Origin of the sequence: Atopobium minutum 10063974 (genome assembly GCF_000364325.1) — a bacterium.
Classification (GTDB): Bacteria; Actinomycetota; Coriobacteriia; order Coriobacteriales; family Atopobiaceae; genus Atopobium; species Atopobium minutum.
In genome coordinates this window covers 28,410-46,483 of sequence record NZ_KB822533.1, presented here as the reverse complement: position 1 = coordinate 46,483, position 18,074 = coordinate 28,410, and the positions used below count along the sequence as shown (strand labels likewise).

Sequence of the window (18,074 nt, the reverse complement as noted above, 5' to 3'; positions counted from 1 at the left end):
TTGTAAGATGTCATCAGTATTTGCCAAGAAATATCGCAACCGTACGCGTTGGGCCCACAACGTCAGTAAGATGGTGGGCTACCTCTTGGTGGGCTGTTCAATCTTTTTGTTGGTTTTGCTGTTCATGTTGATGCACACCAATCCCAACCCCGTGCCTGCGCTGATTATTATTTCAGCCTTTGTTTTGCTCTGCTTCTTTTACGCCTATGTCATAGTTTTGCCGGATGATCTTACGCTGACCGCAACGGATCGTACCCTTCAAACGGCATCGCAATTGCTTACGTTTGCCTCCCAGGGCTTGTCGCCCGAGATGGCTACAGGCGTTTGCTCCATTATCCTGCCCGAGACGTTTGCCAGCGCTATTGCTGTGACCGATGGCAGCCTCATGCTGGCAACAGCCGGTAAAAATGCCGATAAATATCCTATGGGGCATCCTGTTAATCAGGCAACGCTCGATTCCGTCAAAACCGGGCAGACGCAAATCTTTTATCGTGATGAGGTTCCCTCAAACGACATGTTCCCCCTGCGTGCCGGCATTGTCGTGCCACTTAAGGTGCACAATGAGGTTGTGGGGACCATCGAGCTGTATTACACGCGCGCTGGCCAGATTGACCAGCGCCAAATTGCTCTGTCTACGGGCTTTGGTGAGCTGCTTTCTTCGCAGCTGGTCTCCTATGAGCTTGAGCAGCAGTTTAAGCGTTCTTCTCAAATTGAGCTGCGCGCGCTTCAATCTCAGGTAGATCCTCATTTTTTGTTTAACACCATTGGAACGATAGTTTCTGTGGTGCGCACCGATCCTGGACGCGCACGTACCTTGCTTATTGACTTCTCAAATTATTATCGACAAACCCTGGGAGACGCAGAAAGTCTCATTCCGCTTTCGCGCGAGTTTGAGCAGGGCATGCGCTATATTACGTTAATGCAAGCACGCTATGGAGAAGATCGTTTGTGTATCACCACCAGCTTGGATCCGGATACCGTGGACATGTTAGTACCACCGTTTATTCTCCAGCCCATTTTGGAAAACTGCGTGAAGCATGGCATGCGTGAGATAGAGCCGCTGCATATTGGGTTTAGCAGCAAGTCCATTGATGATGGCGTAGAGATCACCGTGGTAGATGACGGTGTTGGTATGCCACCAGAAGTTCTTGCATCCGCTTTTGATAGCAATGCGCGCACCGAGCAACCACTGCAAAAGGGTTGCGGACTGGCGCTGTGCAATGTTATGTCTCGTGTTCGGTACTTTTTTGATTTTAGGTCGGGGATTGATATTCAATCCACACTGGGAGAAGGTACCACAGTTCGTTTTAAGCTTGTTGGTGCACCGCGTAGAAGTAAAACAGCCGAGTAGAATTCCTGCTACAATCAAGAATCTAGCAGGCACGTGGTATGGGGTAAGGGTAACTTTTGGGTTCATAAGGGGAAGAAGATGAATTCCTGGAAGGTATTAACGGTTGACGATGAGCCACCCATCCGTGCGGAGCTTCGGTACCTGCTTGAGCAGGACGCTCGTATCGCACAGGTACAAGAAGCTGGCAGTGTTAGCGCTGCCATGCTGGCCATCTTAGAAGACCAGATTGATATTGTATTTTTGGACATCTCCATGCCCGGTACCAACGGCATGCAGCTCGCCGAATTTTTGCAAAACCTTACCAATCCTCCAGCCATTGTATTTGTTACGGCTTATGCAGAATTTGCTGTGGATGCGTATAACCTTGATGCCGTAGATTACGTGCTCAAACCCGTAGAACTTGACCGAGTAGAGCATGCGCTGGATAAGGTAGAGGCACTGCAAGGTCAGTCAAACAAGTCTGTGACCACAGACTCACGCTTGCTGGTAGAACATAATAATAAGCAGACCTATATTCTCGCGAATACCATTGTGTATGCAGAAGCGCGTGGCAATTATGCCAGTGTGTATACCAAGAACAACTCGTATCTGTTTAAGAGTTCTATAGGAGCTTTGGAAGATCGTCTGACCCCAGAAGGATTTATCCGCGTCCACAAGAGTTTTATCGTAGACAAAAACCAAATTGTTAAAGTGCATGCTACCGATCACGGTTTGTTTGAGTTGTCATTGCGCGATCGTGAAGATAGGATTCCTGTTTCACGTCGCAAGACAGCGTTTGTCAAGGAAGAGCTGGGGATTGCTGGTTCATAGCTCGTCTTGGGGCATCTGCTGAGTAAATCCTTTGTGAGTGTGCCTGTAGAGTGCAGAGCCAAGGCAGGTCCATAGCACAAGGAGTAGCCAGTTGGAAGCGGTTAAGCTGCTTGGAGCTCCCGGCATCACAATAAAAAACAGCAAAATAAGGCTATTGATGCAGGCAATACCAATGCCGATCATGTCTCCCGGAACCCGATAAGGGCGTGCAAGATCTGGTTCGCTAAAGCGCAGCTTAAGACAGCTAAAAGCGGCTGCTACACAAGAAAAGATAAAACCTGCAGAAGCAACGGTTGCCAGTGGCGTAAGTACGTCGTGTCCCAAAAAGGGTCCAATAACCGTTACGCCCGCCAGAATATAGCAGGCGGCATCAGGGACATTGCTTGTTTCACTCAGATGCATGAGGTGGGAGGGCAGCTGATGGCGCCGTGCCATTCCATAGACAATGCGGGACGAAGCGCCTAAAAAGGCATTCATGGGTCCTAGGGAGCCTAGAATCATAATGCCAATCATGGCAGCGTAGGCAAAAATATTAAGCTGCTTGAGGGTGCTCAAGGCAGGGCTGGGACTTTGAATAAATTCTCGCCAGGGCATTAAACTGCCAAAAGAGTAAATGGATACCAGGTAAAAACAGCCGGCTGCGATGATTGCCAAAGAAATAACTTTGCCAAATTTTGACCAGTTGATGCCAGGGGCTGCTTCTCCAGCATGGATGGTAATTGTGTCAAATCCGGCATAGTAAAACGGTGCGATAGCAAGTACCGCAATAATGCCGCCGGGCAGACTTTGAGCGCTGGTGCTTCCTAAGGCAGGGCTGCTCACGGGCACAAAGGTGGGTAGCATGTTGTTTGCAGAGCCGGCAAACAGGGTGATAAGCAGGATTAAAGCCATGCCCAAGAGTAGAGGTTTTACCAAAAAAGCACTCAGGCGTGCCTGAGACTGTACGCCGCGTAAATTGCTGTGTATAACCCAGACACAAAATACTGCAGAAATGAGTACAGGCCACAAATAGATATCTGTATGCATGATGGTGTAGAGCTTGATGCTGCGCAGCCAGGCAAACGCTGGGAAGGCGGCCACTTGGTCGGCCAGCAGGCTAGAGATAACGATGGCTTCCCAAGGGCAGATAAGCGCATTACTCAGCAACAAAAACCATCCGCATAAAAAGGAGGGTATTTCTCCAAAGGCTCTAAAGGTATGCTCGGCAGCACCGCCTGCAATAGGGATAGCGGCGGCGAGCTCACTAAAGGCAGAGCCAATGGGCACCAAAATAAAGGTGGCGAGCAAAAAGGCATACATGGCGGGCAGAGGACCGCCGCCAAGCACCATCCAATTTCCTACCAAAAGCGTCCAGCTGGTACCGACAATTGCTCCAAAGGCAATCGTGAACAAATTCCAAAGTGACAGCGTCCTTTGCAGGTGGAGACCCTTGTTGTTGTCTTTAGAAAAGTACTTCATAATGCTCCTCTGACCCCTCTATTATCCATGGTCTTTTTAAGACAAGAGGTCAACACAAGATGATATTCCTCAAAAGGAGTGGTTTTGTCTACCGGAAGCAGGCGGAGCATAGGTCGCGCCTGGCTGGCAGCAGGGACTGTGGATGTATTCCCACAGGAAGCAGGCGGGATAGCGGCGGGGTAGTAAAGCCAGGGCAGGGTTAAAGCAGCACTGCCTACGACCGTTAATCATTAAATATTTTCCGATTATCAAACAAGTACACACACTGAGATGAATCAACACGTCTATTTATGCAGATAATCCGTATTCTATGCTCAAGGATAGTTGTGCTGCGAGAGCTAGCAGCACAACGCAGGTGGCTAGATGTACAAGAAAGGAGATGGAATGGCAGATAAAAATGCACAAGCCCAAGCCGCTGGCGGAATGAAAAAGGAGCTTTCGCTCTTTAATTTCTTTACCATTGGTTTTGGCGCCATTATTGGAACAGGCTGGGTTTTGCTGGTAGGCAACTGGATGGTTATGGGCGGTGGTCCCATCCCTGCAATGATTGCTTTTGCGTTGGGTGCACTGTTCTTGGTTCCTATCGGCATGGTATTTGGCGAGCTTACGGCGGCTATTCCTATTTCGGGAGGAATCATTGAGTATGTAGACCGTACCTACGGTCGCAAGCTTGGTTTTCTTACGGGGTGGATGCTGCTTTTGGGCAATGCGCCGCTGTGTCCTTGGGAGGCAATTGCAATCTCCACGTTGCTTACCGACCGCTTTGCAGAGTTCCCTGCACTTGCATGGTTGCGTTCGGTTAAGCTGTACACCCTGCTGGGGGCAGATGTGTATCTGTGGCCAACCGTTATTGCGCTTGGTTTTGCAGTCCTGGTCATTTTCCTTAATTTCCGTGGTGCAGGAGCTGCAGCTAAGCTTTCTTCCTTCCTTACGAAGGCATTGCTCACAGGCATGATTTTGGCCATGATTATCTCTTTTGTAACGGGCTCACCCTCTCATGCGCTGCCGGTATTCTCGCAGGTGAGCAATACCGCTGGTGGCGATACTACCGCAACCAGCTTATTGGGAGGAATCGTTGCTGTTTTGGTAATGACACCGTTCTTCTATGCAGGCTTTGACACAATTCCTCAGCAGGCAGAAGAGGCTTCTGAGGGACTTGACTGGAAGAAGTTTGGCATTATTCCGGCTCTGGCGCTTCTTGCATCGGGTGGGTTTTATCTCATTTGTATCTATGCCTTTGGCACCATCATAGACTGGCACCAGTTTGTTGTTCCTGCAGTGCCTGCACTGGCAGTTTTGGAGCGCATTAATCTGTTCTTCTATATTGCCATGCTTATTATTGCAACACTGGGACCCTTGGGACCCATGAATGCATTCTTTGGTGCCTCCACACGTTTGATGTTGGCGCTTGGCCGCAAGCAGATGTTGCCCGACTCGTTTGCAAAGATTGATCCTCAGACAGGTGCCCCCAAAACAGCCAATATCGTTTTGGCAATCCTTACACTGATTGGACCTTTCTTGGGACGCAACATGCTGGTTCCTTTGACCAACGTAGCTTCTTTGGGCTTTATCTTTGCGTGCACCATGGCAGGTTTTGCATGCCTTAAGCTGCGCAAGACTGAGCCTGAGCTCAAGCGTCCTTATAAGGTAAACGGCGGTATGGCTGGCATTTTAGCTGCTATCTGCGCCGGGCTTATCATCATTGCCCTTATGGTTGTGCCCTTTAGCCCTGCGGCACTTAATACGGTTGAGTGGGCCATTACCATCGGCTGGATTGTGGTGGGTTTCATCATCCTGCTGGCCTTTGGTGCCAAGAAGGCAACTACGTAAGTACAAGGTAGGTATCAAGGTATAGGGAAGAGGAGCCCTATGCCAAAGATAGAGGAAGTTTGGAAATAGGAGGGATTTAGTATGGCAAAGTACGCATTTGTAGGTGGTATCTTGGTAGATGGTACCGGCTCTGCTCCCGTTTCGGATAGCTTGGTGCTGGTAGACGACAAGAAAATCACCTACGCTGGTCCTCGCACAGAGATTCCTGAGGGCTATGAGGTTCGTGACATCACGGGCAAGACCATCATGCCTGGTCTTATCGACACGCACCTACACTTTTCCGGTAACCTGACCGATGACGATAATGACTGGGTCATCGAGACGGTAGCCCAAAAGCAGACGGTAGCGGTAAAGCAGGCGTATGATGCTTTGACCCATGGCTTGACCACGGTATGTGAAATTGGCCGCAACGGTATTGCTATTCGTGACGTAGTAAATATGGGCATCATGAAAGGCCCTCGTATCTTTGCTACAGGCTTGGGCTTTTGCCGCACGGCCGGTCATGGCGACTCGCATCATTTGCCTTCACAGATTTCCAAGGATTCACATCCTTGGGGTGATCAGGTAGACGGACCGTGGGATCTGCGTAAGGCGGTACGTCGTCGTCTTCGCGAGAATCCCGATGCCATCAAGATTTGGGCAACCGGTGGCGGCATCTGGCACTGGGACTCCGGTCGTGACCAGCACTACAACTATGAGGAAATCAAGGCAGTGTGCGACGAGGCTGCAATGGTTGGCATTCCTGTATGGTCTCACTCCTACAACAACGTAAGCGCCGCATATGACTCCGTGCGTTGCGGTTGTGAGCAGCTCATTCACGGTTTTGAGCTGGATGCCAAGACTATGGACCTTATGGTAGAGATGGGTACTTTCTTTACTCCGACTATTGGCTTCCTTCCTACCTGGTATGCCACCTATCCTCCCGTGTACACGCCCGAGCTGGACAAGTACGATGGCGACACGATTGTCGAGAAAGAACTCCAGCGTACCTACGCTAATCTACGTGAGGCTAATGACCGAGGCGTCACGCTCACCATTGGTTCTGACTCCTTCTCTTTTGTAACTCCTTACGGCTGGGTAACCATTGATGAGATGTATGACTTTGTCGATAAGGCAGGCATTTCTATCATGGATACCATCAAGGCTGCTACCATCAACGGCGCTAAGATGGTCCACAAACAGGACGAGTTTGGTTCCCTTGAGGCTGGTAAGTCTGCCGATCTTTTGGTTGTTAACGGCGATGTAGCCAACAACATTCATGATCTTACTCCCGACAATATGGAAGTTATCATGAAGGAAGGCGACATCGTTATTAAGGATGCTCTCTAAGATCATCCGATGCCTATCTTGTGCGTTTGAGTAGTGCCGCGTCGCTTGTAACCGGCGTCGCAGCTTTGTTTGCGGCGCCGGGTTTTTACTTTTGTCTGGGGCTAGGGGTATAGTTGTTATGTCATAGTGTGTAAAACGAAGGTGTGTTGGGATGGCAATAGCCCTCATTGGTTTAGGCATTTTTTGTGCTTTAGTGGGATGTGCTCCTTGTGCGTATCTTTTTGAGCGTGCTCGGGTAAACGATACCTGTCCGTCTATTGCCATGGGATTAGCTGGGGTTATTTGGTCATATCTATTGCTTTGCGGAGTCATGGCAATTGTAAAGATAGTAGCCGCAACACAAATTATGACGTTTGCGCTTGCGGTAGTGGTAACATTCCTTATGTTTTGGGGAATTGAGTCAGCGAGGGCTTTTCGCTTGTTTTCTTATCAAGCGGAGTCTCACAGAAGGGGCGAATCGTGAATCCTCTTTCCAATCTATCAGGCGAGATGGAAGAGCTGCTTGGCAGTTTTATGTCCCTGCCCATCAAGGGTAACCTGATTTTTGGCCTTACCAACTACATATTTTGGATGGGCGTAGCTGTTATCTTGCTTTTTGTTGTACTGTTTGTGTTCAAAAAGAAGCAAGCACAGAGCTTGGTTCCGCAAGGTGCCTTTGTCAATGGCGTTGAGAGCGTGGTTGATTTTGTAAAGGAAGACATTTGCAAAAACCTCTTGGACGATAAGTGGCAAAAGCATTTTCCATTTTTAGCTGCGCTGTTTTTCTTCATCTTGATTAACAACATGGTTGGTCTGCTTCCGGGAGGACATCCTGGTACAGGCACCATTGGTGTTACGGGCGCACTTGCTGTGTGGTCCTTTATCTACTTTGTGTATACGGGCATGAAACGCCTTGGCGCATGGGGTTACATTAAAAGCTTGGCTCCTAAAGGTGTCATGTTTCCCATCAATCTGCTTGTCTGGCTTATCGAGGTATTCTCTACCTTTTTGCGCCTTGTTACGCTTGCTGTCCGTTTGTTCTGCAACATGTTTGCAGGCCACATCGTTATGGGCACCTTTGCAATTCTGGCTTCTCTATTCCTTGAGCCCCTATTGCAGGGTTTCTCGCTTGTTGCACTGGGACAAGCAGGAGCTTCCGTGTTCTGGGTAGTTATCCTGATAGCAATTTATACGGTAGAGATCCTGGTTGGTGTTATCCAGGCATACGTCTTTACCTTGTTGTCCAGTGTGTACATTCAGTTAGTAGAAGAAGAGGAATAACGGCTTCACACAGATGGTTATAATCTGTTGGGCATATAGCTTGTTGTCATAGGTCGCCCATCGTAAAAGGGCGAATGATAAAGGAGGAATTGTGGGAGTTATCGGTTACAGCCTTGGCGTTATTGGAGCCAGCTTTGGTATTGGTCTTGCAGCATTTGGTGTTGCACATTCCATGGCTCGCCAGCCAGAGGTACAGGGTCGTCTGTTTACCGTGTTCATCCTTGCATCTGCATTTGTTGAGGCTCTTGCACTGATTGGCTTCGTAGTTACCATCATGATGAAATAAAGATACGAGTTATATGAGTTGGAGGCACGACATGAGGTTTAAGGGAGGGCATGTAGGCGCATTTGGTGTTGTTGGCGTGGTAAGCCTTGCGTGCATGCCACAGGTTGCACTTGCAGAAAGTATTTCTGGTGCAGACATCTTGCTTCCTAAGCCTGCCGAGTTTATCCCTGCTCTTATCGCATTTTTGGTCATTTGGATTGTTCTGGCCAAGCTGGTTTGGCCTTCGGTTCTTGGAATGATGCAAAAGCGTCAACAGCAGATTCAGGATGACCTTGACGCCGCGGCGCAGTCCAAAGCTGCTGCCGAGAAGGCCCGTCAAGAGTATGAGGCTGGCATTGCTGATGCAAAGAAAGAAGCGGATGAGATTATCGCTCAGGCAAAGTTTGATGCCGAGGCTGAGCGCACGCGCGTTATAGACAAGGCGCGTACCGATGCTGCCGCCATTGTTGCAAAGGCTCATGACACCGTAGATTCAGAGCGCAAGAAGGCCATGATTGAGCTTTCTGCCTCGGTTGTTGATCTTTCGGTTGAGATTGCAAGTAAGATCATTGGCGAGGCCCTGTCTGAGGATGATCAGCGCCGTCTTGCCGAGAAGTACCTCGAGGAAGTGAGCACCAATCATGAGTAGCACTTCTCAGACCACCAAGGCCGAGCAGTATGCTCGCGCCTTGATTGAGGCTGCTCAGAAAGAGGGTAGGGCTAATACCGACCTGGTGCAGGTAAACCATGCGCTTAAGTTTTTGCCAGAGGTACTGGAAACTTTGGCATCCATGCACAATAACAACGACATGGAACTGCTCGAAAACGTTGCTCAAGAGTATAAAAATATCTTGGACAACGAGACCGATATTGTGCAGGTAACGGCAACCACCGCGGTTGCTATGGACGATCAATTGCGCAAGGCAATTAGGGCTAAGCTCGAACCCGAGCTGCATGCGTCCATTTATTTGAACGAGCGCATTGACCCCTCAATTTTGGGTGGCATTGTGTTAGAAATTCGTGGAGACAGGTACGACGCTTCGGTGCGCGCACAGCTTGCAAACATCAGAAAGTCTCTTGCCGCCACTTATATCGGAAGTGATGAGCAATGACAGAAAAAATCAGCTCGGCTGAGATTATGGGAACGCTGCGTCAGCAGCTGTCTCAGATCAACGCGACTGTGGACCAGCGCGAAGCCTCTACTGTTTCCCAGGTGGGTGACGGTATTGCTATTGTTTCTGGTCTTAAAACTGCCATGGCTGGAGAGCTTTTACAGTTTACAAGCTCTGCTACGGGTCGCAGTGCCTACGGCTTGGTCCAAAACTTGGAAGAGGACCGCGTAGGTGCAGTATTGTTTGGCGATGTAGATGCCATTAAAGAAGGCGATGAAGTTCGCGCAACAGGGCGCATTATGGATATCCCTGTTGGTCGTGAAATGCTTGGTCGCGTTGTTAATCCACTTGGTCAGCCCATCGATGGTCTTGGCCCTCTGAGCACAACCGCCCGTCGTCCCATTGAGTTTAAGGCTCCTGGCATTATGGATCGTCAGCCGGTATGCGAGCCAGTTCAGACAGGCTTTTTGGCAATTGATGCTATGGTGCCTATCGGTCGCGGCCAGCGTGAGCTTATTATTGGTGACCGTAAAACGGGTAAGACTGCTATTGCAATCGACACCATCATCAATCAGCGCGAGTCCGATCTGATTTGTATCTATGTTGCTATTGGTCAGAAAGCTTCAAAGGTTGCCGCTATTAAGGAAACCTTGGCTCAGCACGGTATTCTCGATAAGACCATTATTGTGTTGGCTTCTGCTTCTGATTCTGCACCAATGCAGTATATTGCCCCCATGGCCGGTGCTGCCATTGGCGAGTACTTTATGTATAACGACAAGGACGGCAATCCTGCGGATGAGCAGCATCCTGGTGGTCATGTTTTGGTTGTCTACGATGACCTTTCAAAGCAGGCGGTTGCATACCGTCAGATGTCACTTACGCTGCATCGCCCACCCGGACGTGAGGCGTATCCTGGCGATATTTTCTATTTGCACTCTCGCTTGCTTGAGCGTGCCGTTAAGATGAATGATGCTCATGGTGGCGGTTCTATGACGGCGCTGCCCATCATCGAGACGCAAGAAGGCGACGTTTCTGCATATATTCCTACCAACGTCATCTCCATTACCGATGGTCAGATCTATTTGGTGCCGAGCCTGTTTTTCCAGGGTCAGCGCCCTGCAGTAGACGTGGGCATTTCGGTTTCTCGTGTTGGCGGTTCTGCGCAGCTTAAATCTATGAAGCAGGTTGCAGGTACTCTTCGTCTGGACCTGGCTGCCTTCCGTGAGAAGCAGGCATTTGCTCAGTTTGGTAGTGACCTTGATGCAACCACGCAGTACCAGCTCAGCCACGGTACTCGTATGATGGAGCTGCTTAAGCAGGGAAGGTATGCCGCCTTGGATGTGGCAGATCAGATCATTGTCCTGTTTGCAGGTAAGGAAGGCTTCTTGGATGATCTTGAAGTCAGCCAGGTAGTACCCTTCCGTGATGCGCTGGCAGTCTATATGGAAGAGCGTCATCCTGAGGTGCGTAACAAGATTCGTTCTGAGCGCATCAGTGATGCTTTGGCGGATCAAATGAAGCGTCAAATTACTGAGTTCAAAGAAGCATTTCTCAACGGCAACTTTGATCGTCTAAGCTCTTTTAAGAGCGAGGCTGCTTCTTCAAGCCCAGCTCAAGATGTAGACCAAGATGTAGAGAAGGACTAAGGGTTACTCATGTCTAATCTACGAGAGATATCAAAGCGCATCTCCTCGGTTACCGCAACCATGCAGATCACGCGTACGATGGAGATGGTCTCCACCGCAAAGATTCGCAAGGCATTGGACCGAGCAGAGCAGGCTGCTCCTTACAAGGACGCCATTAAGCGCATGCTCTCCAATGTAGTAGGCTCAAGCCTTGACACTTCTCAGCCGCTGTTAGAGCAGCGTGAAACAACAAAGACGGTTCTGTTTATTCTTATTGCTTCCGACCGCGGTTTAGCGGGCGGTTTTAACATCATGCTTCAGCGTGCGGCGCAAAAGGAGATAGAGCGTCTTGCCAAGCAGGGCATTGAGTCTCGTATCATTACCTGCGGACGAAAACCTACGGAGTACTTCCAGTCTCGCGCGATGGAGCCTGTGCTGTCCTTTTTGGGTATGTCGTCCGAGCCAACTATGGACCAAGCGGATCGTATCGCTTCATATGTCATGGAGGGCTATACCAATAAAAGTATCGATAAGGTCGTAATTTACTATCAACATGCTCGCAACCGTGTGGATCAAGATATGATTGTTGAGCAGGTACTTCCTATCGAGACCGCAAACTTGATTATTCCTAATGCGCCTCGTAGTCCGGAAGCAGTGTCCAAAGTTGAGCGTAATTACAACAACTTGTTTGAGTTTGACCCCTCAGCTTCGGAAGTATTGGGCTATCTTATGCCCGCTTACGTTCGTACCCTTATCTTTCACGCGTTGTTGGACTCCGCTGCAGCAGAGCATGGTGCACGCCGCCGCGCAATGCAGTCCGCAACGGACAATGCTCAGGAAGTTATCACACGCCTGAGCCGTATGTACAACCGTGTAAGGCAGAGCTCCATCACCACCGAGCTCAATGAGATCATTGGCGGCGCGTCCGCATTGGAGGACAACTAATGGCAGAAAAGGCACAAGAGCGAACCGTATTCGAGGAGGCAGAGCTCGAGTATTTGCATCGTAGTGCTGGTGACGGCACTATTGTTCGTGTGGTTGGTTCGGTTGTCGATGTTAAGTTTATTGATCATGTTCCCGGCATCTACAATGCGTTGGAAGTACGAGGAACCACACCTATGGGTGAGGTGCGCCTCGTTTTAGAGGTAGAGTCTCAGCTTCCTAATGACGTTGTACGTACCGTAGCCATGGATTCTACCGATGGCCTGCAGCGCGGCATGCGCGTACATGATACGGGCGCACCTATGCAGATGCCCGTTGGTAAGTCTACGCTTGGTCGCGTTTGGAATGTTATGGGCCGTCCTGTGGATGGTTCTCCCGTTCCAGATGATGTGACTTACTATCCCATCCATCGCACAGCTCCCAAGTTTGATGACCTTACCACTAGGACTGAGATTTTTGAGACGGGCATTAAGTCCATCGATCTTCTCGAGCCCTATGTTCGCGGTGGCAAAACCGGTTTGTTTGGTGGCGCCGGTGTTGGCAAGACCGTTCTGATTCAGGAGCTCATCAATAATCTGGCTCAAGAGCACGGCGGCACCTCCGTCTTTACCGGCGTAGGTGAGCGCACGCGTGAAGGAACCGACCTGTTCCTTGAGATGACCGAGTCCGGCGTTATCAATAAGACATGCTTGGTCTACGGACAGATGAACGAGCCACCAGGAGCACGTTTGCGCGTTGGCCTTGCAGGTCTTACCACTGCAGAGTACTTCCGTGACCAGGGTCAGGATGTACTGCTGTTTATTGACAACATTTTCCGCTTCTCCCAGGCTGGTTCTGAGGTTTCCGCACTGCTTGGCCGCATGCCTTCCGCAGTAGGCTATCAGCCCACTTTGGCTACCGAGATGGGCGACCTGCAGGAGCGCATTACCTCTACGCGCGAAGGTTCCATTACCTCGGTACAGGCTGTCTACGTACCGGCAGATGACCTTACAGACCCAGCGCCTGCAACCACCTTTACGCACCTGGACGCTACAACGGTTTTGTCTCGTGCCATTACGGAACTGGGCATCTATCCTGCGGTAGATCCCCTTGCGTCCTCATCAGACGCGCTGGATCCTTCCGTAGTTGGTGAGGAGCACTATCGTGTAGCAACGGCTGTTCAAGAAACCTTGCAGGAGTACTCCGACCTACAGGACATCATTGCCATTTTGGGTATGGACGAGCTTTCGGAAGAGCAGCGTCTTACCGTAGACCGCGCTCGTAAAGTGCAGCAGTTCTTGTCACAGTCTTTCCACGTTGCCGAGAAGTTCACAGGTAATCCCGGTGTGTATTGCCGTATTGAAGATACCGTCCGCTCTTTTGCCGCTATTATCGATGGCGAATGTGATGACATCCCTGAGCAGGCATTCCGCTTTGCAGGTACCATCGACGACGTTCGCGAGCGCGCTCGCAAGATGGCCGAAGAGGCACAGGCAGACGAGAGGTAACGATGGCGTATCTTACCTGTAAATTTGTGCGTCCCGATAAGCAGCTATACGAAGGTAATGTTGCATCTTTAGTCCTGGTCACCTACACCGGCGAGCTCGGTGTATGGCCAGGTCATGCGCCGGAGATTTGTGCGTTGGGCGATGGCGTTGTACGCCTGTCTGCGCTACCCGAAGATGGTGGAGACATTCAGAAAGTTATTGTTTCTGGTGGGTATGCTGAGATTGCCGATGACTCGGTGGTTATTATCGCGGACCATGCACGTGACATTAATGATATTGATGTCGCGCAGGTTAACGATACACGGCAGAAAGCAGTGGACGTGCGCAACGCGCTTCCTCAGAACGACCACCGTCGTGCCTATTATGAAAACAAGATACACTGGTGTGATCTCTTGCTTCAATATGGGCAAATGGGGGCATAGCAGATTTTAACGAGCGCACGTAACGGGGGCGATATGGACGTTATTCAAATTGAGGGTGGTCACCCCATTTCGGGTGAAGTGGTTGTGTGTGGAGCAAAAAATTCTGCGCTCAAGCTTATGGCTGCTACAGTTATGGCTCCGGGCAAAACCATCCTTACCAACGTTCCTGATATTTCTGACGTGCACATCATGGGCAAAGTACTCAAACGTCTTGGTGCCCAGATTACCGTTTTAGGCAAGCACGAACTTCTCATTGATACTACTAACGTAGATAAATGGGAAACGCCCTATGAGCTCGTTGCACAAATGCGTGCTTCAACTGCTGTTTTAGGACCTTTGCTGGCTCGCTTTGGCAAGGCTGTTGTTGCCATGCCAGGCGGGTGCAATATTGGTGCTCGCAAGATTGACATGCACATCTTGGGGCTCGAAGCCTTGGGTGTAGAGTTTGATGTCTCCCACGGTAACATTCATGCTTCCGCACCAAAGGGCATTACAGGAGCATCGGTCACCTTAGAGTTTGCAAGCGTAGGCGCTACCGAGAATCTTATGATGGCTTCGGTGCACGCTCAAGGCACGACGATTATTGACAACGCCGCACGTGAGCCGGAGATTGTTGACCTTGCCAACATACTCAATGAAATGGGCGCTCATATTCGTGGTGCGGGCACGCCTCTGATTGAAATTGAAGGCGTTGCAGAGCTGCACCCTGTTGAGCATTGCGTTGTTGGTGATCGTATTGAGGCGGCAACCTTTTTGGCCATTGGTGGCTTGACCGGCGGCCCTGTTCGGGTGCGCGGTTTTGAGCCAGTGCACCTGGGTATGGTGTTGCGTAAATTTGAGGCCATGGGCATTACCATTGAGCGCAAAGAGCACGAGGTCATTGCTTCTCGAGAAGGAAAGCTCAAGCCGGTAGATATTCAAACACTTCCGTTCCCAGGCTTCCCAACAGACGTGCAAGCCCAAGCCATGTGCGTGCTTGCTCTGGCAGATGGCAATTGCGTCATTACCGAGAATGTCTTTGAGAACCGCTTTATGTTTGCCAGTGAGATCAACCGCATGGGTGCAGATATTACGATCGAAGGCCATCATGCTATTGTCCACGGCGTTCCTGCTTTGTCTGGCGCACAGGTTAAATCTCCCGATCTCCGCGGTGGCGCTGCTCTTGCAATGGCTGGTCTGGTGGCGGATGGCATTACTACCATCAGTGGCATTCATCATATTGATCGCGGCTACGAAGGGTTTGTCGATAAGCTCGTGGGGCTGGGTGCTCATGCTCAGCGTACGTCCATTGAGCTCGAGGAAGACTAGGGTGCCACGCTCTTTAAGAAGCGCGCAATAGATCCGCTTAATAGACTCACTGAATGGGGCCTATCTAAGAGCTGCCTAAGATCTGCATGGGAGCTGCCTGCAAAATTATCTGGTATATCTCTCAAGGCGATGGGGTAAACTTGAGCTAACATTTACCGCCTGGAGGTATACCTTATGTCAGAACAAGATTTTGTTGATAAACACCGCCTTTCTATGGCAAACGAAGACTACCTTGAATCTATTTACCGTATTACGATTGCCGAAAACAGTTCCGCAGGTATCCGTTCTGTAGACGTGGCTGATCAGCTTAACGTTTCCAAAGCAAGCGTTAACAAAGCTATCAGCACGCTTAAGGATGCGGGGTATGTAGAGCAAAACCGCTATGGTCGCGTCATACTTACCGAGGCCGGCCGTGAGTATGGCTCTGAGGTATGGCATGCGCACCGCTTGATTCGCGCCTTTCTTGAGGAGGGCTTGGGCGTAGCGCCTGAGGTTGCCAATGAAGAGGCCTGTACTATGGAGCATGCCCTGTCCCGTGATACCTTGCGTCGCTGGGCAAAGTTTTTGGCTGATCAAGGCTTTTTGCTCGATCAAAACGAGAATGTCGAGTAGTCCAGAGCTCAGGGCTAGGAGCCGCAGAGTTCAGTAGACCACAGAGCTCGATAAGTCAGAAACGAGCGGCTTAAGAGTTTGCTCCCTGTGAATTGCAATTGCAACGATAGTTTGAAGGCAGAGCATGCTTACACATCAAGGCTTTTATGCAAGCTCTTTATGGGAGCGCCCCACGCATGATGATGCTTGTGAAGAAGCAGCAAATGAACTTGGAAAGATTCTCACTGGCCAAGCCGGTGAGAATCTCTTGCTTTCTGGTGATCTTTCGCGGACGTTAGCGCAGCTGCCTGCCGCCCAAGATATAACAGGTCCTTTGTGGGTGCAGTATGAACCGGAGATGCTCACGAGCTTGTATCAGCTGCAAGCTGCGTGTGGTGCTACCGGTCTTTTAACAGAAACAGCTGCTTGTACCAGCAATCGTTTAGCAGAGTTGCAGGAAGGTCTCGTGTGTCAGGAGCTGTGCGATAAAGCTGCTCGCGCAGCCTATGCAGTGGGGCCACGCTTCGTGATAGGTACCATGAGCTCTGCTCACATTCCTGTTTATGATCAGGATAGCCCTGCAGCAAGACAGGTCCGTGCACTGTATACAGAGCAGGCTCGTGCTTTGGTAGATGCTCAGGTCCATGCCCTGTTTATTACTGGTATGACCAACATTGAGGATGCTGTTTGTGCTGTTCATGCTTCACGGCTTGTCTGTTCACGGCCTCTTATCTGCGCGCTTGACGCAGAGGCAGTGACTTCCAACTACCACAAGGATCAATTGTCTGCACAGGTTAAACGTTTAGTGGATGTAGGAGCAGACGCTGTTGGCATAAGCAATGTTTTACTTTCTGTAGGCGCTTTATTTGCGGCGTGCTTGGATGCGAGCGATCCCGTGCAACCTTCTGTGCAGACTCTTGCACAGGACCTTGTCGATAGCGCACAGCGTTATGGCATAGGTACGCTTATGACCATATGCCCTGACCGCTCAGGTTGCTCAGACTCCCAAGATAGTGCAGATGAACAAGCATTTTTACAGCTGGCTCAGGATCTGGCACGAGCAAACATCAGGGTTATCGGCGCGGGGAAAGGAAGTACAGCACACCATACTGCTGCCTTGAGCGCCGGTCTTCTCGCCTTATAACATGGTTTAAAAATCTAGCTATTACTGTGAAGCATCGCAAAAAACAACGCAAATAGGTTAGAGTACTACCAGTTACGTATCCTCAACTTATTTGTAGCCGTGCGCAGTTGGTTCGCACACGTAACGTGAAAGGAACAGTAATACTATGAAGGCTATTATTCCCGCCGCAGGCCTCGGCACTCGCTTTTTACCAGCCACAAAATGCACTCCCAAGGAGTTGCTTCCCGTTATTGATAAACCCGTTATTCAATACGTTGTTGAGGAAGCCTTGGCTCCCGAAGGAGTAGATGAGTGCATAATCGTTAATTCTCATGATAAGCCCCAGATCGAGGCATATTTTTGCGCGGATACGGGCTTTGAGCAGATGCTCGAGAAGCGCGGTAAAAATAAGGAAGCTGCTAAGGTTCGCGCTGCAGCAGAGCTGCCCGTATCGTTTGTGTATCAAAATGAGGCTTTAGGCTTGGGTCATGCGGTTCATTGTGCTGCAGAAAAAGTGGACGATGAGCCCTTCTTTGTGCTGCTGGGTGACTACTTTGTTCCAAGCAAGCAAATGAATATCAAGATGGCAGAGGTTTCTCGCGCTCACAACAATGCTTCCGTCATTGCCGTAGCACCTGTTCCAGAAGATCAGGTAAGCCGCTATGGTATTATTGCAGGTGAATGTGTAGGTTCGCTCGATGGTGTAGAGGCCTCGGGCGAGCAGACCGGTGCCGTTTGGAAGGTTACGGGGCTTGTCGAGAAGCCTGCTCCACAAGATGCCCCTTCCCACCTGTTTATTGTGGGTCGTTATCTTTTGTCTCCTCGCATTATGGAGCTTTTGGCGGATCAAACACCTGGTGCTGGCAATGAGATTCAGCTTACGGATGCTATGGAACGCTTGTTAGACGAAGAAGAGATGTATGCGCTTGTCATTGACCCTATGGAGGGTTGTGATACCGGTACTCCTGCAGCATGGGCAGCTACCAACGCTCGTTTGGCATTGCAGTCTGACGCAGCGGATGCTTTTAAAGAGGCGCTGGGCACTGTTGAACTCTAAGCCAGTGCTTTTTGTTTGAAGCATCTGTAGGCAGTGTAATGGTGTTGTAGTGTTGTGGCATTGCGCTGCAGTAATACAAACTGCGTATATTCTGATTAAAAAAG

General features: G+C 50.1%; 17 protein-coding genes. 16 read left to right on the top strand and 1 reads right to left on the bottom strand.

Annotated features, from left to right (window positions below):
• Window positions 1-7: 7 nt before the first annotated feature.
• Both HMPREF1091_RS00185 and HMPREF1091_RS00180 read left to right on the top strand, forming a co-directional pair.
• Window positions 8-1,351: a histidine kinase gene (locus HMPREF1091_RS00185; RefSeq protein ID WP_002562808.1), complete on the top strand. Its 1,344-nt coding sequence runs from the start codon at window positions 8-10 to the stop codon at window positions 1,349-1,351.
• Window positions 1,352-1,429: 78 nt separating this feature from the next.
• Complete coding sequence (locus HMPREF1091_RS00180; protein ID WP_002562807.1) at window positions 1,430-2,161, top strand: LytR/AlgR family response regulator transcription factor; 732 nt, start codon at window positions 1,430-1,432, stop codon at window positions 2,159-2,161.
• Here HMPREF1091_RS00180 and HMPREF1091_RS00175 read toward each other — a convergent pair.
• The gene (locus HMPREF1091_RS00175; RefSeq protein WP_002562806.1) at window positions 2,156-3,619 is read right to left on the bottom strand and encodes an APC family permease; all 1,464 of its coding nucleotides are present in this window, start codon (window positions 3,617-3,619) and stop codon (window positions 2,156-2,158) included. The genes HMPREF1091_RS00180 and HMPREF1091_RS00175 overlap by 6 nt on opposite strands.
• A gap of 384 nt (window positions 3,620-4,003) precedes the next feature.
• On the opposite strand from HMPREF1091_RS00175, the gene HMPREF1091_RS00170 reads away from it, so the two are divergent.
• The 14 genes from HMPREF1091_RS00170 to HMPREF1091_RS00100 all read left to right on the top strand — a co-directional run bounded on the left by HMPREF1091_RS00170 (window position 4,004) and on the right by HMPREF1091_RS00100 (window position 17,970).
• On the top strand, window positions 4,004-5,449 hold the full coding sequence (locus HMPREF1091_RS00170) for an APC family permease (RefSeq protein WP_002562805.1): 1,446 nt from the start codon (window positions 4,004-4,006) through the stop codon (window positions 5,447-5,449).
• 81 nt (window positions 5,450-5,530) lie between these two features.
• The gene (locus HMPREF1091_RS00165) at window positions 5,531-6,778 is read left to right on the top strand and encodes a metal-dependent hydrolase family protein (RefSeq protein ID WP_002562804.1); all 1,248 of its coding nucleotides are present in this window, start codon (window positions 5,531-5,533) and stop codon (window positions 6,776-6,778) included.
• A gap of 459 nt (window positions 6,779-7,237) precedes the next feature.
• Entirely contained in the window at window positions 7,238-8,038 is an 801-nt protein-coding gene (gene atpB / locus HMPREF1091_RS00155) for a F0F1 ATP synthase subunit A (RefSeq protein ID WP_002562802.1), read from the top strand.
• Window positions 8,039-8,129: 91 nt separating this feature from the next.
• Entirely contained in the window at window positions 8,130-8,324 is a 195-nt protein-coding gene (locus tag HMPREF1091_RS00150; RefSeq protein ID WP_002562801.1) for an ATP synthase F0 subunit C, read from the top strand.
• 31 nt (window positions 8,325-8,355) lie between these two features.
• Window positions 8,356-8,952 (top strand): F0F1 ATP synthase subunit B, encoded by a 597-nt coding sequence (gene atpF / locus HMPREF1091_RS00145; RefSeq protein ID WP_002562800.1) that lies wholly within the window; start codon window positions 8,356-8,358, stop codon window positions 8,950-8,952.
• Window positions 8,945-9,415: an ATP synthase F1 subunit delta gene (gene atpH, locus HMPREF1091_RS00140; protein WP_002562799.1), complete on the top strand. Its 471-nt coding sequence runs from the start codon at window positions 8,945-8,947 to the stop codon at window positions 9,413-9,415. Before atpF ends, atpH begins: the two co-directional genes overlap by 8 nt.
• Window positions 9,412-11,061 (top strand): F0F1 ATP synthase subunit alpha, encoded by a 1,650-nt coding sequence (gene atpA / locus HMPREF1091_RS00135; RefSeq protein ID WP_002562798.1) that lies wholly within the window; start codon window positions 9,412-9,414, stop codon window positions 11,059-11,061. Before atpH ends, atpA begins: the two co-directional genes overlap by 4 nt.
• 9 nt (window positions 11,062-11,070) lie before the next feature.
• Window positions 11,071-11,985: an ATP synthase F1 subunit gamma gene (gene atpG / locus HMPREF1091_RS00130; RefSeq protein ID WP_002562797.1), complete on the top strand. Its 915-nt coding sequence runs from the start codon at window positions 11,071-11,073 to the stop codon at window positions 11,983-11,985.
• Entirely contained in the window at window positions 11,985-13,469 is a 1,485-nt protein-coding gene (atpD, locus tag HMPREF1091_RS00125) for a F0F1 ATP synthase subunit beta (RefSeq protein WP_002562796.1), read from the top strand. Before atpG ends, atpD begins: the two co-directional genes overlap by 1 nt.
• A gap of 2 nt (window positions 13,470-13,471) precedes the next feature.
• Window positions 13,472-13,891, top strand: coding sequence for an ATP synthase F1 subunit epsilon (atpC, locus tag HMPREF1091_RS00120; RefSeq protein ID WP_002562795.1), 420 nt, complete (start codon window positions 13,472-13,474; stop codon window positions 13,889-13,891).
• 33 nt (window positions 13,892-13,924) lie between these two features.
• On the top strand, window positions 13,925-15,199 hold the full coding sequence (gene murA, locus HMPREF1091_RS00115; RefSeq protein WP_002562794.1) for a UDP-N-acetylglucosamine 1-carboxyvinyltransferase: 1,275 nt from the start codon (window positions 13,925-13,927) through the stop codon (window positions 15,197-15,199).
• A gap of 174 nt (window positions 15,200-15,373) precedes the next feature.
• The gene (locus tag HMPREF1091_RS00110; protein ID WP_002562793.1) at window positions 15,374-15,811 is read left to right on the top strand and encodes a metal-dependent transcriptional regulator; all 438 of its coding nucleotides are present in this window, start codon (window positions 15,374-15,376) and stop codon (window positions 15,809-15,811) included.
• 124 nt (window positions 15,812-15,935) lie between these two features.
• Entirely contained in the window at window positions 15,936-16,934 is a 999-nt protein-coding gene (locus tag HMPREF1091_RS00105; protein ID WP_002562792.1) for a homocysteine S-methyltransferase family protein, read from the top strand.
• Between the two features lie 145 nt (window positions 16,935-17,079).
• Window positions 17,080-17,970, top strand: coding sequence for a UTP--glucose-1-phosphate uridylyltransferase (locus tag HMPREF1091_RS00100; protein ID WP_002562791.1), 891 nt, complete (start codon window positions 17,080-17,082; stop codon window positions 17,968-17,970).
• The last annotated feature ends 104 nt before the right edge of the window (window positions 17,971-18,074 follow it).

Bases quoted from the DNA above. Each gene is read 5' to 3' on its own strand.
- murA (WP_002562794.1), top strand. From the start codon at position 13,925: ATGGACGTTATTCAAATTGAGGGTGGTCACCCCATTTCGGGTGAAGTG.
- HMPREF1091_RS00185 (WP_002562808.1), top strand. From the start codon at position 8: ATGTCATCAGTATTTGCCAAGAAATATCGCAACCGTACGCGTTGGGCC.
- atpF (WP_002562800.1), top strand. From the start codon at position 8,356: ATGAGGTTTAAGGGAGGGCATGTAGGCGCATTTGGTGTTGTTGGCGTG.
- HMPREF1091_RS00180 (WP_002562807.1), top strand. From the start codon at position 1,430: ATGAATTCCTGGAAGGTATTAACGGTTGACGATGAGCCACCCATCCGT.
- atpG (WP_002562797.1), top strand. From the start codon at position 11,071: ATGTCTAATCTACGAGAGATATCAAAGCGCATCTCCTCGGTTACCGCA.
- HMPREF1091_RS00100 (WP_002562791.1), top strand. From the start codon at position 17,080: ATGAAGGCTATTATTCCCGCCGCAGGCCTCGGCACTCGCTTTTTACCA.
- atpH (WP_002562799.1), top strand. From the start codon at position 8,945: ATGAGTAGCACTTCTCAGACCACCAAGGCCGAGCAGTATGCTCGCGCC.
- HMPREF1091_RS00165 (WP_002562804.1), top strand. From the start codon at position 5,531: ATGGCAAAGTACGCATTTGTAGGTGGTATCTTGGTAGATGGTACCGGC.
- HMPREF1091_RS00110 (WP_002562793.1), top strand. From the start codon at position 15,374: ATGTCAGAACAAGATTTTGTTGATAAACACCGCCTTTCTATGGCAAAC.
- HMPREF1091_RS00170 (WP_002562805.1), top strand. From the start codon at position 4,004: ATGGCAGATAAAAATGCACAAGCCCAAGCCGCTGGCGGAATGAAAAAG.
- atpD (WP_002562796.1), top strand. From the start codon at position 11,985: ATGGCAGAAAAGGCACAAGAGCGAACCGTATTCGAGGAGGCAGAGCTC.
- atpA (WP_002562798.1), top strand. From the start codon at position 9,412: ATGACAGAAAAAATCAGCTCGGCTGAGATTATGGGAACGCTGCGTCAG.
- HMPREF1091_RS00105 (WP_002562792.1), top strand. From the start codon at position 15,936: ATGCTTACACATCAAGGCTTTTATGCAAGCTCTTTATGGGAGCGCCCC.
- atpC (WP_002562795.1), top strand. From the start codon at position 13,472: ATGGCGTATCTTACCTGTAAATTTGTGCGTCCCGATAAGCAGCTATAC.
- HMPREF1091_RS00175 (WP_002562806.1), bottom strand. From the start codon at position 3,619: ATGAAGTACTTTTCTAAAGACAACAACAAGGGTCTCCACCTGCAAAGG.